Below are 13586 nucleotides of genomic sequence, written 5' to 3' on the forward strand. Positions count from 1 at the left end.
AACATGGCAACTGCACTTGAGAGAACCGACGTTCACCGCCCCAGCGTCATCGACCCGGCTGATTATCAGTTCATCGCCGTCGAATACGACCGCACCGACGACCCGGGCGAAGTGGCGATGCTGGCCGAACAACGCCGCATCTTGTGGGAATTCATGCAGCGGACCGGCGCGATGTACAGCCGACACCGCCACGGCGGCAATTGCCACGTCTGCGGCGCGCATTGCCTTTACACCGCCGCATTCTGGCACCAGCCAACCAACACGCTCATCCGCACCGGTTTCGATTGTGCCGAAAAGCTGGATATGGGAGACCCGGACATCTTCCGCACATTCCGCAAGACGATTGGCGACGCGCTGCAGCGGAAGGCGGGCAAGGCCAAGGCGCAAGCCCTATTGACTGAGTTGGGCCTGTCCGCCGCGTGGGAGATCTACACCGGCCCGGACTGGACGTGGCACGACTGTGGGAAGTGGTCCGCCAAACATCAGGCCCAGTTGGCGATTGATTCCCGTATCGGCCGCATTAAGCGGCTGGTGGCCAACGTGATCCGCTTCGGCGACATCCCGGAATTTGCTGAGAAGCAATTGCGGGAATTGCTGGAAATTGGTTTCGACTATGAAGCCGAACTGCAATTCCGCCGCCAGCAATTGGCCGACCGCCTGCCTGCCCCAGCGGGGAAAGTCGAGATTGTCGGCACGCTGCAGAGCATCAAAGCCGTGTTTTCGCAATACGGCGAAACGATCAAGGGGACGATTGAAACCGCCGCCGGCTGGAAGACGTTCGGCACGATCCCCCGGGCGATTCTCGACGACCTACACGCAGCTGGCTTAATCGCTCACGGCGACTTCGGCGAGATCTGGTTGCGCAAGTCCGCCACAGTGGGCGTTCGCTTCACCGCGACCGTCACCCCCAGCGACCGCGACGAATACTTCTCGTTTTTCAAACGGCCGACGAAGCCCGCTTGCGAAATCACTGAGGCCGAATAGGCCAGCCGCCCGCCGGGCCAGCAATCAACCCGGCGGGCGCGGGCCAAAGTGTAAAGCCTCATCCCTGATCGAAAATCGGGGCAAACCGGGAAGCAAAACAACGACTTACAGCAACAAAAAACTGTAACGGCTGAACTACAGATCACACCTTACATTAGATAGGTAAACCCATGACCCGACACATCGCGATCTATGTCCGCGTCTCCTCCAAGAAACAGGACACCAAGAGCCAGGAACCGGACCTCAAACAATGGGCCACCGCGTTCGCCGATGACATACCAGTGAAGTGGTACCGCGACCAGCAATCCGGCAAGACGATGAACCGGCCCGGCTGGAATCGATTGGAAACGGCCGTCGATGCTGGGCGGGTGTCGACGGTCGTCGTTTGGCGGCTGGACCGGTTAGGACGGACCGCCAGTGGTCTCACGGCGCTATTTGATAAATTGGTCGGCCGCAGCATCAACCTCGTCAGCATCAAGGATGGCGTCGATCTCTCCACGCCAGCGGGCCGACTGATCGCCAACGTATTAGCCTCCGTCGCCGCCTACGAAAACGAAGTCCGCGCGGAGCGGATCATCGCCGGTCAGTCCGTCGCCAAGGCCAATGGCAAGCGCTGGGGCGGATCAAAACCAGGCCGCCAGTTGAAGGTCGCGGATGAGCAAATCGCCATTATTCATCGCATGTGCCGCGAGGGGGCCAGCAAGTCTGCCATGGCTCGGGCGACGGGATTATCGCGACCGACTGTTTACGCGGTGTTGGAGAAAAATGAGTGAGAGGGGCAATAAACGTGAAGCTGAATTCGATGACAAGAAAAACGCGTAGTTCCCCTCAACGCCCACCCAATGGTATCGTTGAATCAGGACCGGCTTCCTTGAAGCGGGAACGCCCCAACAATTCCAGAGTCTCATAACCTTGGGGGCACAGGTTCGAATCCCGTTGACGTCGCTGGTGGAAGAGTTTTCGTGGGTGGTGGTTATTTATTTCAATTGTCTGGCGGAGCCTCGTGAAGATGTTTGTAGCGTATGCGAAATCTGGTGGGTACGATGCGGTTTGGCAAGTTGGGAGTCGCTTGAAATGATGGTTGGTGTAGTTTGCCACCGTGGCTTCGCGAAGGCGGTCGAATTGAACTACGCCGGTTCAGTGAGCTTGACAACTGCAGGCGGCTTATGCCTAGGCTTGTGAAATCAGATCAGATGTCATCCAGGAAATGTCGGCTTATTCTATAATAGGTGTGACACCGTATTCTGATCCGGACTGATATTCTCACTTACCGAGCAAAGACGAGCTATGCGAAAAACACTTTACATGGTTGTCGCTCTATACTTCTTGTGTGCTGGTCGCGTCGACGCGGCGACTGAGACAATGGCGTTGATCGCGCCCGGCGAGGCGGCGCCAGTAATTGTGATCGGTAAAAACGCTTCGGAAGCAGAAAGGTACGCTGCCGACGAGATGTCTGTGCATTTGGAATTGATCACAGGGAGGAGAATCGAGATTCTCCACGATCAACAGAAATCCATCGACAACGTAAAAGTCATCGCGCTAGGCCAAAGCAAGCTGACCGACGACGAGAGCATCGCCGAATTGAACGTTGAGCAATACGTAATCGATATTCAGCCCCAGCGACTAGTCATTGTGGGCGGTCGCCGACCGGCATCACCAGGCCGCCCCGCCAGAGATTCCGGGACGTTGTACGGAGTGTATGAATTTTTAGAGAGTCTTGGTGTTCGGTGGTATCGGCCGGAACCTTGGGGTGCGCATATCCCCAAAATGACTGAAATCAAACTGCCGGAGGGGAAAACGATTTCGTCGATACCGCCTTTTCAGACGCGTTCGACCATGGGCGGCGGCATGTCCTATTCCCGGGAAGAAACACGCAAAGATATTGAACTCGCACAGATTTGGGCAGTCCGCAATCGCACCAACTCTGGCTATGGCTCACCTAGCATCGGAGTGAGATTCGGCGGCATGGAACAGCACGAGACAGGGCGACACAATTGGCCGTATTTGATTCCTGCGTCGGAATACTTTGAGGAGCACCCCGAGTATTTTGCCCTGGTTGACGGCGAACGTGTGCCGTACGACCATTGTGTTGGCAACCCAGAAGTCCAACGGATATTCGCAAAGAAACTGATAGCCAGGGCTAAGGCGAACCCAGAACTGTCGAGCCTTTCGGTGGAGCCGAGTGATGCTCGTGGCGGAGCCTGCCAGTGCGATCTATGCCTTGCACTGGATGAGCCACGCAACCCACGTGCTGGCGGCCGCGTGAGCAATCGAGTGTCCCGACTTGGCAATCTGGTGGCTCAGATGGTGGCTCAGGAAGCCCCTTGGCTGGAGGTACAGTGGTTGGCATATTCCAACCATACGGCTGCGCCGTCGAACGTTGACAAACTGCAGCCAAACGCACAGATCATGCTGTGTCCGATCAACGGCTGGGACGATTGGCGAAAACCGCTGCTGGACAAGTCAAATCGACACAACGCTCTGTTTGTGCAAATGGCCAAAGATTGGGCGGCCCTAGAGCCAGCGGGCCTGACGACCTTTTTATACTACAACGGCTATGGCTGGCCCGGCCCGCTGCCGATCACTCGTACCCTTGCCGACCGTATGAGAAATTACCGCGAGCTTGGCATTCGGGGGCACTACCTGCCAGCAGCCGTGTCGTGGGGGCCCGCCGGATTGGACTTCTACATGTATACGCGTTTGGTATGGAACCCTGATTTGGACATCGATGCGGAGTTGGATCTCTACTATCAGAATTACTACGGTGATGCAGCCCAACCGATGAAAGCCTATCACGAACGCTTGATGATGGCCTTGAAAGACAATCCGTATCATGTTTTTAGTGGCGGTCGGGGAATGCATATGCTGTTCACCCCGAAACTGGTCAAAGAGCTGGGCGGCTACATGGACAAAGCCCAAGCGCTCGTCATGGGGAAATCACTTTATGAGCGCAGGTTGTACGGCGTTTGGGCAGGTTATGATTTCTCGCGTCGCATTTCTGAACTGCTGGCACTTAAAAAAAGAACGGGCACCGTGTCGGTGAAAGTTTCCGAAGATAAGCAATCAGAGTTGCCGCCCGATCTAGCCCGACCGGCCTTTGTCGGCGGTGGGTCGTACTATCAAAGTGCCGAGGCAGAGGAAGCGTATCGAGATCTGGTGAGATGGATGCGATCGGTCAATCAGGACGATCCGGTGTTTGATATGAAAAATAAGCCTCAGGACGATGCGGCTGAAATCATCTACGCGAAGCGAGGCCAGAATTTCGGCGCGCCTTTTCTCCACTACCTGCCGAGCGACGTATTGATCGGCCTTCACCAGAGCATGCGGGAAGAGGATTTGCTGAAAGACTTTTGACAGATGCTATTGTGAAGTGACGGCGTCGTTCATATTCAGTCATCATTGCCAAGTGACTCCCTCGGAAGAGCCGGGGGCGTACCCTTGGAATTGCTGTGAAATTCAAGACCAGCGTGGTACCTTCCGTGGGACAGGCCACTATTTGGGCCAAATCACTTGTCAGGGGAATCAACGAATGCTTCGCAAACCAATGATCCTTACCAGCCTTGTTCTATTTACATGCCCGTTGCTCGTTAATTCCGCGACGTTACGGGCCGCTGACGGCGACCCACTGGCAATCCGCAATTGGCCCGGAGATATGGTTTCGCTGGAAAGCCACTGGGGGTTCCACGTCGTCATCAATCCCGACGGAAACGCCCTGAAACAGCTGCCTCGCGCACCCGATCAATCAGTTTCGACTTCTGAAACAATCGATCACTACCTCACGCGTAAGCCGAATGCCGCAAAGGCCGCTTGGGTTCCCTCAGCAGCGTTCACCGAAACGGACCCCAATGCAATTCACATCAAGACGTTGCCGGCAAAGGGTGACAGTGCAAATCCCCTGCTGCTGGAAGTTGACGGGACGCGCCTCGCGTTTATACCAGACGAATGTTTGGCGGCGCCTGCGGACGTTCTCGTGAACGACATGAAATCTGTGGATCTACTTGTGCTCTCGACCGCTGATCCATCGCGGCTGACCGACCCCCGCGTGATCGCACTCGTGAAATCGATTGCTCCGCGATTGGTACTGCTTAGCAATATTGACGCTGGCCAACGGGAAAGCGCTGAAACGTTTCGCAAGGCCATCGGTGCGGAGGAGGAAGTAATGCGGACCGACCACAACACACTTGCCGTCTCCCAATCACGCAGCCCGGAATACCAAACACAGGTTGTTGTACTCGACGATTCGCCTTGGCTGATGCCCGATGAATTGGCGACGTTATTTGCCGGGATGGAAAAATCCAATCGTAACTCGCAGAAGGTGTTCGCCAAACTCTCGCCGCTGCAATTGAACTTTCGGCCAGGGAATGGCACACATACACCACGATGGAATACCGAACATATGATGGGCCGGCAACTGCTGTTTTTCTCGCAGATTTATCATGCCCAGAAACCGGCGATTCCAGTGATGGACCTCAATCCAAAACAGATGCCGCCCGACTATATGGCAGCGCACTCAGATTGGGACGGCGGCGAGGAAGCCCGGCAAACGCAACGTGTCAGCGATTTCACACAGCGTTTCGCCTATTTGCTCGACGGCCTGAACCTGGACCAAAAGGCCCCCGGAAGTCGCTGGACGCCCCGCCGTTTGCTCAAGCAAATGGAAAGCCATTACAACGAACACACCGCCAATACGATCAAAAAGTTCGACCTACCGGATTGGCCCAAGGAGTGATGCAGCTACCAAGATTCTGCAGTTCTGAGCATATTGAGCACGAACGCGGACAAATCGATGCTGTATCGATCCCGTAATGTCTTATCAACTCGACGCATTTCTTCCTTCGATGATCGCCATGATTTCCGCTTTCAAGTCCGCCGGTATAACAAGCCATAGTTCGATCAATCGAGCCAAGTCGTCATCAACTGCGCCGTATTCTGCGCCACACTTGCAGCAAACCTGCGTATTCCCCGGGGGAAACGCCGTTTGCTCGAATCCTGTCCCCGCCACTTAACGCACGCCTTCGAAATGAATCCGTACCCACGTGTAGACGAATCAAGCCGAGGTCTTCGGCCTCGGTTTTTTGCGTTGGTACGGGTTTTGTGGACGAGGGCTGCGGCGAATGTTTCGCTCGTTGTTTGGGACGTGAGAAAATCACGTGCGAAGACTCTTGGCCAGGGCATGGAACGGTTTTGCCCAAAGTCTCTGGTGTCTCTGCTTTTTGCCGACCTTCGTGTTATGAGTTGGCCGGTCGGGTTATGAGGCGCGTCAGCCGGAAATTCGATGGCCGTTTGAGACAGCACAATTCAAACTGTCATTATTTTGTCAGTTCAAGCTAGGCCCCTAGTTGCTCTTCGGCTGCTCAAACGGCTTTTCTCAGAGGCTCAGCGAGACAGTTGGGATTGCTGATGCTCGGCCTGCTCGGCCACCAACTTTATTAGCTTCGTCTGGTCAATTGGCTTTGTAGTATAGTCGTCGCAGCCAGCATTAAGGCACTTGTCCCGGTCCGCGCTCATGGCGTGCGCCGTGAGCGCGATGATTGGACCAGAGTAGGCCGCTTCCCGCAGTTTGCCGGTCGCATGGTAGCCGTCCATAACGGGCATCTGCATATCCATCAGGATGACATCGAATGGATTTCCCGCATCTCGTGCAGCGAGGGCGAGGTCGTAGGCGATCTGTCCATTCGCGGCTAAAGTGACAACAGCGCCGGCTTTCTTTAGCAGAAAGGTAATGAGCCGCTGATTCACAGTATCGTCTTCAGCAAGCAGCACATGACAATCAAGTTTTTTTGTGTTCACTGCCAGCTTCTTTTTGGAAGACTTTGAGAACAAAGTCTCTGTCGGATTGTCAAGCATTTGCACACCGTCCAAGGACCCGGTTTCAAGGGTAACGATGAACGTGCTGCCTTCGCCGAAAGTGCTCTTGGCGGTAATGTCTCCGCCGAGCTGGATGGCAAGCCGTTTGCTGATCGTCAAACCCAATCCTGTACCGCCGTATACGCGAGTTGTCGAATTATCAGCTTGTTCGAATGGCTTAAAAAGACGGGTCATCTGCTCTTCCCTTAGCCCGATGCCCGAGTCAATGATCGTGAATTGTATTTTGGGCTCATCTCCCTCGGCATCCAACAAACTGGCAGTCAGACCGACCTTGTTGTCTTCAGCGAATTTGATGGCGTTGCTGACGAGATTGATGAGAATCTGTTTCAGTCGTGTGGGATCCGATTGAATTGTCGCAGGCATCCGACCATCAAATTGGACTTCAAGTGGAAGACCTTTTTCGTTACACCGCACTCGCATCAAGGCAGCCACCTCAGAGACAAGCTGGGTTGGCGAACATTTGATGCGCTCGACACTCAGTTTTCCTGAATCGATCTTGGAGAGGTCAAGAATGTCGTTGATAATTCCGAGGAGATGTTCTCCGCTTTGCTGGACTGTCTTGAGCGCATCAATGTTCTCTTGATCACTGACGTTATCCAAAACAAGTTCCGAGTAGCCAAGAATAGCAGTCATCGGCGTGCGGATTTCATGGCTCATATTTGCGAGAAATTCACTTTTCGCCCGATTTGCTGATTCCGCCGCCTCTTTTGCTGCTTGCAACGCGGCATCTTGGCGTTTGCGTTCGGTGACATCTTCCGCGACTCCCAGAAAACCGTTGATTTTACCGTCGGAGTTCCTAATCGCGGTTATAACGAGGTTGACCGTGACTTTGTGGCCATCTTTCCGCACATACGTCCATTCTCGACGTTCGAATTGGCCTTCCCTCGCATAGGCGACGAAGACTTCAAAACCACTGACATTGCGACCCAACTCCAGCGATAGCTCTTCACCGCGTCGCACTACTTCAGACTCAAGATGGAATATTTCCGGAGTGCTGACTCCAATCATTTCCGCCGCTTCATATCCAAGCATTTGCACCGCGCCAGTATTAAACAGCGTGATCGTGCCATCGACGTCGGTCGCGATAATCGATACCTGTGTGGCGGCATCAACAACTCCGGCCAATTTTGCATTGGCAGCTTCCAGCGCTCGTTCAGATTGTTTGCGTTCGCTAATGTCGCGCACGATTCCGGTGAACAAATGCAAATCGCCCAGTCTCACTTCACTCACTGCAAGTTCGACGGGAAATGTCGTTCCATCTTTACGCAATCCCACGACCTCGCGACCGATGCCGATGATTTTTTTTTGCCCTGTTTTCAGGTAGTTGGCAAGGTAGCCATCGTGGTTTTCACTGAACGGCGACGGCATCAACCGGTTAACGTTTGTTCCTTGGATCTCCTTTGCCGTGTATCCGAACATTCTCTCCGCAGCAGGATTGAGCGACTCAATGCGGCCATGCGTGTCGATTGTCACGATGGCGTCAATGGCCGAGTTGAGGATCGCGCTCATCCGGGCCTCGCTTGCTAGGAATCCTTGCTCAGCAATTCTTGTTGCCGTGAGATCATGCGTGAAGCAGCGAGTGTGCTTGAACTCACCATTTTTCCAGTAAACGTTGGAATTGATCACAACGTGTTTGATTGAGCCATTTTTACATCGTAGCCGCGCTGGGAAATTATTCAGAGTTTCGCCGTCCACGAGCCGCTTCAGAATGTCGTTAATCACGTTTTGATCGGCATGAAACTCGGCGATGTGGTGGCCCACGTACTCCTCGTGGGTATACCCTAGCAATTCTAACTCATACCGGTTAGCGCGCAAGATAATTCCGTCGGGGCCGACCCAATGCATTCCTACTGCTCCGTTTTCAAAAAAATCATCAAGCTCTTTCTCACTCTGCGCACGTCGTTGTTGATCGCGCGTCGAATGGAAGTCGAGTTCCGTTACTGAGAGTTCGTTGAATTCGTAGCAGTTGGAGTTTTTCATTTCTTAGTACTCTATCGGGTGACTTTCCTACCATTTCCAAGCTGCTTCTTGGACATCTTTAGGCGCACATCAACCACGTCGCCGAAGCTTAGGGTGACAATTGGCGAAAAACTAACCGGGTCAATACACCTAACATGTCCACCGGTTGAGTGCCGAGGTCTGCACACGGAATAGCGGATTCTGAGCGTTCGCGCTCTTCAACTGAAAAGGAGGCGTTCGGCGTCAACAGTTTTTTTGAATGCTGTGTCGTTTACTCAATTCACAAAGTGGAGCAATGGGCAGAACGAGTTCACAGAGTCGCCAATTGGCAATCTAAACCTGCGTTGTTCTAGATGGGCTTTGATTAATCCCACCATTCAGCTGCTAAATGTCCTAGCTCAATATCATGGTTCGAATGAGCCTTCATTGTCGATTTTCGAATTCGACAAGCACTATCATTCGACACACTCTAGGTTGAATTTTGTCGACGTGCAAAGCGAGCACCACACGATCAATAATATTTTCGTCGGTATTCATGCCCTTGCGTGATTCAAATCCTGCTGAGGAAATAATGTTCATGAATGTGACAATCGATTATGTCGTCTTTGTTACGATCATGTTTCGCATGCTATGCGAAATTTTCGCATATGCGGGCAAGTATTTTGCGGATGTACGGGCAGCATAGGTTTCCGTACAATCAGGTTAAGTTGGGGGTGGAATTCGTTTTAGATCCTAAGGAGGGGAAGATGCTGGTATTGTCACGCAAAGTTCAACAAAAAGTCACCATTGGTTCAGGCATCGTTATTACGTTGATAGCGATCAAGGGCAATCGAGTAAGAATCGGCATAGAAGCACCGCACGATATTCAAGTGCTACGGAGCGAATTGACGGACCTTTGTCTTGAGTCGTCGCATTCTTACGATTCGCAATTCGAGTATTCGGATTTGGGGTGAGGCAACAACCGTTCACACTCCAACCTGGAGTGAAGGGGGTTGGCCCAGTCACCGCTCACGGATTGACCGGAACTTTCGAGCGTTTGATTGTCACGGCCTCTGGATAACAATGATCCAACCTTAGGGCACAACTCGCTGCTAAAGTCCGGGGACCATCCGTGTCATACACGTGGTGTCGCCGAAAGCGAGGACAATGAATGGCCCAACTCACCACGCTTGCGATGCCGTGGTTTCAAGGCGAGAATGCGACTTTCAAGGCAGAGTGCGGTTGTCAAGTCGCCCAAGCGTGGGCGGTGCAACAAGTTGTTAGCCACGGTCGGCCGAAAGTATCAAACGCACGAGCTCAACGTCGTTTCCAACATTCATCTTCTCCAGAACTCGAACTCGGTGCTTCGAACATGTCTGAATACTGATTTCTAGTTGACTGGCGATTTCCTTCATCGTTTTGCCTGCAGCAATAAGATCCATCACTTCGTTTTCTCGTGGCGTGAGGGTCTTTAATTTTACTAAGAAATCCGTCGGCCGATCGCGTCGAATATCCAAGTCGTGCTTGATAGCAAGGTGAATGTCGTCCAAGAATTTCTGTTGGTTAATGGGCTTTTCTAAAAACGAAAAGGCTCCGTTTCGATAAGCTTGGTCGACCATCGGAACATCTCCGTGCCCAGTAATCACAATTACCGGAACGTTCACGTCTTTTTCTCGTAACTGTTTCTGCAATTCAAATCCACTCATTCCCGGCATGCGAATATCGAGAACGAGACATCCGGCTCTTTCGGGATCGTACGAATCCAAAAACTCGTGTGCTGACGCGAATGTTTCGACAGTCAATTCAACTGACTCCAGCAGCCAGACGAGTGCATCTCGAAGATCTTGATCGTCATCAACCAGAAATACGGTAGCTTCTCTAGTCAATGCTCAGATCTCCATCAGTTGCAGTCAAAGAGAATTGGAACGATGCGCCGCCTTTTGGGTTTCTTGTCACACAAATATGACCACCGTGTGATTCTATTATAGAGCGACTGATTGCCAACCCCATTCCGAGCCCATCTTCTTTCGTCGAAAAAAATGCCTCGAACACCTGTTCGTTCACACCTTCAGGGAATCCGTGCCCACAATCCTCGACTAGAACATCGACACTATCCCGGCCGCTGAGACGGGTGCGAATCGTTAAGTGTCGTTGCGTGGGTTCGATTTCCGACATCGCGTCGCAGCCATTAAGCACAAGATTTAAAAGTACTTGCTGAATCTGGACGGCGTCCCCGTGAATGCCCGGAAGAGGTTCGGCAAGATCAAGCCCCAGCCTCACGTGACGATGTTTGACGTCAGGTTCTACGAATTGCGCGACCTCATGTACCAACTGGTTCATGTCCACTTCTTGCCATTTCGACGAACGAGTTCGCACGAATTGTCTGAGTCTGCGTATCACCTCGCTCGCCCGATGCGCACAAGCTGCAATGCGATCAATAATTCGCGATAAACTCTGAGCGTCGGAGTTTGCATTACGTATACGGATTGCCGCCCCTTCGGCATACGCCGCGATTGCCCCCAAAGGTTGGTTGATTTCGTGGGCTAAGCCTGTTGCCATTTCACCCATCATATTAAGGCGAGCAACATGAGCCAACTTGATCTCCTGGTTTCTAATTTGGGTTTCAAGCCGCTTTTTGATTGATATGTCACGCAATACTGCCCGGCAAAACACGGACTCACCTTGCGCGTCGCGCACCGCAGACATGTTCATGCTCGTATCGATTAACTGGCCATCAGAACAAAGAAGCGACAACTCAATGTCGTTCCCTTGCCCGCTTACGAGAAACGATCGAAAGGCATTTTGAGCCACGCTTAGGGAATTCGGATCAAAAAGATTATATAAATTCCTGTGGATGACATCTGCCTTGGAAAAACCTGTTGCAGCAAGAAAAGTCTTGTTGCACTCAATGACGCTCTCCATCGAAACATCAATAGAGAGAAACATGTCAGGCGCATTTTCATAGAGGTCGAGATAGCGAGATTCAGATGCTTCAATACGCGCAGTCCGCCCGCTCAGAATTAGCAAGAAAACTCCGAGTAAAGCGGTCAATGAAAGGCTACACGCGAGAATAAACCAGGTGTGACGATTCACCTGACTGGTATAATAACTGGAAGATGGAGTGAATTCACAAATCCAATTACGATCAGCGAATTTTATATTGACCGAAGATTTTATGGGCTTCCTGAGAAAAGGCGCCACCTCGGATGTCTTGTGCGGTGATACGTCCTGTAGTTGAGTGTAAATGGCCGGGGCATCCGACGCTCCATCGCGGATCGTGAGAGAAAACTTTTTCTCGTTATGCTTTGGAAACGCTGCAAGCACGACATCGCTGGCGTGAAATACCCCAAGGATAAAGCCTCGAAGAGATTGTCTTAGATCTGAAACGGTAACCGAGTCTGCGTCATGCGAATAGATTGGAACAAATACCAGAAAAAAATGACGAACATCCCTTGTGTTGTTCAATCGAACCGGGCCGGCTACCAGTCGCCTTCCCAAATCGCAGCACTTCCACAAGGAATTTCGCAACGCCGGATTAGAGGCGATGTCAAACCCCGGTGAGATCATTTCGGCTTGCTGAGGCTCCATGTAGGAAACCGGAAAGTATCCTTCCCTTTTTGCAGCAGGCCTGAGCGCGCCGCTCGGCCCGCGTTCTTCAAACAATCCTGGTTCACGAGGCTGCGATCGGGCTTCGTTTCGTTCGGAGTCGTGGACACGTTGAAGCCATGCGACTGCATTAAGGCCAGGATGTCGCGTCAGTAAATATCGGTTGAAAGACGCAAATTCGGAGTGTTTTAAATCTACGGAATGAGCACAGAAATCTTGCAGATCATGAAGACTATCCAAGGGATCCAAAAGTTGTTCTTCCAAACGCTGACCAGCCTCATCGGCAATCTCGTTAAACTCCCGGCGTGCGTTGGCATTCTCGAAAATTTGAGTAGACACAAATCCAGCTACGATGAATGTAAACGCAGCAAAAAGTGGAAGTGCTACTGAGATCCGACGTGATCGCCAAGCACTCCGTGGTCGGCCGAAGCAGATTAATGTCAATGGTGCAAAGATAATGACGCCAATTACGTCGCCGGCCCACCAAGTCCACCAGTTTAGCGCAAAATGAGATCCATCAACGGCCCCTACAAACGCGAGCGAAGTAACTCCAACGGTTGCCCCCACCAGGCACGCAAGAGGACCACCAATTGCCAGAAACTCCACAATTTGTCGGTCTTGTATCAACGCGTTGGGAAACCCGACTCGACGTCGGATTAGGATAGCCCCCAGTCCTGCTTGCGCGGTAGCGCCCAAACTAATAGAAATCGCTAACAGTAACGACGATACTGCAGCATCGAAGCAGTCAGCAGTTGAAAGCGGTGTCCAGCCATTGACCAACAAAGCGCCAACAAATAATCCAAAACAAACGCGATAGCCCATCAAAAGAACACCAGCAAGCGCGATGCCCGACGCGGGCCAAATCGCGGTGGCATAGCTTGGAGGTACCGCCAAGAATTGCCCCATGCGGCCGGAAAGAAAATACCCACCCGCCATCAGCGCCGAATATATCAGCCACTTCGCCATTTGATGTGCTTTCTGAGTCCACCACTTGTTGCGAATAATGGTAACGATACTCCGGTGATTCACTTTCTACCACAGCAGCGTGGGCGAATTATAGCGACTGTGGTTTTGTGACGCACGGCCCATTGGATGTGGTCAGCGGAGAGTGTTCTGAAAAATCGTTGCACTTTTCTGTCGTGCTACCCGCTTCGGCGATCGCTCTTTGTTGCCGGACGCTCCCCTTGTAG

At 52.4% G+C, this 13586-nt stretch carries 8 protein-coding genes; 5 read left to right on the forward strand and 3 right to left on the reverse strand.

Translation table 11 applies throughout. From position 1 onward, the window contains the following. Window positions 1–3 precede the first annotated feature (3 nt). From CA54_RS10255 to CA54_RS10270, 4 genes are all read left to right on the forward strand, one after another. Complete coding sequence (locus CA54_RS10255; RefSeq protein WP_146370679.1) at window positions 4–984, forward strand: hypothetical protein; 981 nt, start codon at window positions 4–6, stop codon at window positions 982–984. 170 nt (window positions 985–1154) lie between these two features. Further along, a complete protein-coding gene (locus tag CA54_RS10260) occupies window positions 1155–1757 on the forward strand; it encodes a recombinase family protein (RefSeq protein ID WP_146370680.1) in 603 nt (200 codons plus the stop codon). A gap of 595 nt (window positions 1758–2352) precedes the next feature. Continuing rightward, complete coding sequence (locus CA54_RS10265) at window positions 2353–4338, forward strand: DUF4838 domain-containing protein (protein ID WP_197532350.1); 1986 nt, start codon at window positions 2353–2355, stop codon at window positions 4336–4338. Window positions 4339–4513: 175 nt separating this feature from the next. After that, window positions 4514–5713: a DinB family protein gene (locus CA54_RS10270; protein WP_146370682.1), complete on the forward strand. Its 1200-nt coding sequence runs from the start codon at window positions 4514–4516 to the stop codon at window positions 5711–5713. 647 nt (window positions 5714–6360) lie between these two features. On the opposite strand, the gene CA54_RS10275 is transcribed toward CA54_RS10270, so the two are convergent. Next, complete coding sequence (locus tag CA54_RS10275; RefSeq protein WP_146370683.1) at window positions 6361–8832, reverse strand: PAS domain S-box protein; 2472 nt, start codon at window positions 8830–8832, stop codon at window positions 6361–6363. Window positions 8833–9557: 725 nt separating this feature from the next. Here CA54_RS10275 and CA54_RS10280 point away from each other — a divergent pair. After that, window positions 9558–9764 (forward strand): carbon storage regulator, encoded by a 207-nt coding sequence (locus tag CA54_RS10280; protein WP_146370684.1) that lies wholly within the window; start codon window positions 9558–9560, stop codon window positions 9762–9764. Between the two features lie 306 nt (window positions 9765–10070). Here the strand turns inward: CA54_RS10280 and CA54_RS10285 are convergent, their stop codons facing one another. Both CA54_RS10285 and CA54_RS10290 read right to left on the reverse strand, forming a co-directional pair. Next, window positions 10071–10676 (reverse strand): response regulator transcription factor, encoded by a 606-nt coding sequence (locus tag CA54_RS10285; RefSeq protein WP_146370685.1) that lies wholly within the window; start codon window positions 10674–10676, stop codon window positions 10071–10073. Then, window positions 10669–13362, reverse strand: coding sequence for a CHASE domain-containing protein (locus tag CA54_RS10290; RefSeq protein ID WP_146370686.1), 2694 nt, complete (start codon window positions 13360–13362; stop codon window positions 10669–10671). Before CA54_RS10290 ends, CA54_RS10285 begins: the two co-directional genes overlap by 8 nt. Window positions 13363–13586 lie beyond the last annotated feature (224 nt).

The organism is Symmachiella macrocystis (genome assembly GCF_007860075.1).
GTDB classification, from domain to species: Bacteria; Planctomycetota; Planctomycetia; order Planctomycetales; family Planctomycetaceae; genus Symmachiella; species Symmachiella macrocystis.

Excerpts from the sequence above, each read along its gene's own strand:
- CA54_RS10255 (WP_146370679.1), top strand. The coding sequence starts at position 4 with ATGGCAACTGCACTTGAGAGAACCGACGTTCACCGCCCCAGCGTCATC.
- CA54_RS10260 (WP_146370680.1), top strand. The coding sequence starts at position 1,155 with ATGACCCGACACATCGCGATCTATGTCCGCGTCTCCTCCAAGAAACAG.
- CA54_RS10270 (WP_146370682.1), top strand. The coding sequence starts at position 4,514 with ATGCTTCGCAAACCAATGATCCTTACCAGCCTTGTTCTATTTACATGC.
- CA54_RS10275 (WP_146370683.1), bottom strand. The coding sequence starts at position 8,832 with ATGAAAAACTCCAACTGCTACGAATTCAACGAACTCTCAGTAACGGAA.
- CA54_RS10280 (WP_146370684.1), top strand. The coding sequence starts at position 9,558 with ATGCTGGTATTGTCACGCAAAGTTCAACAAAAAGTCACCATTGGTTCA.
- CA54_RS10290 (WP_146370686.1), bottom strand. The coding sequence starts at position 13,362 with ATGGCGAAGTGGCTGATATATTCGGCGCTGATGGCGGGTGGGTATTTT.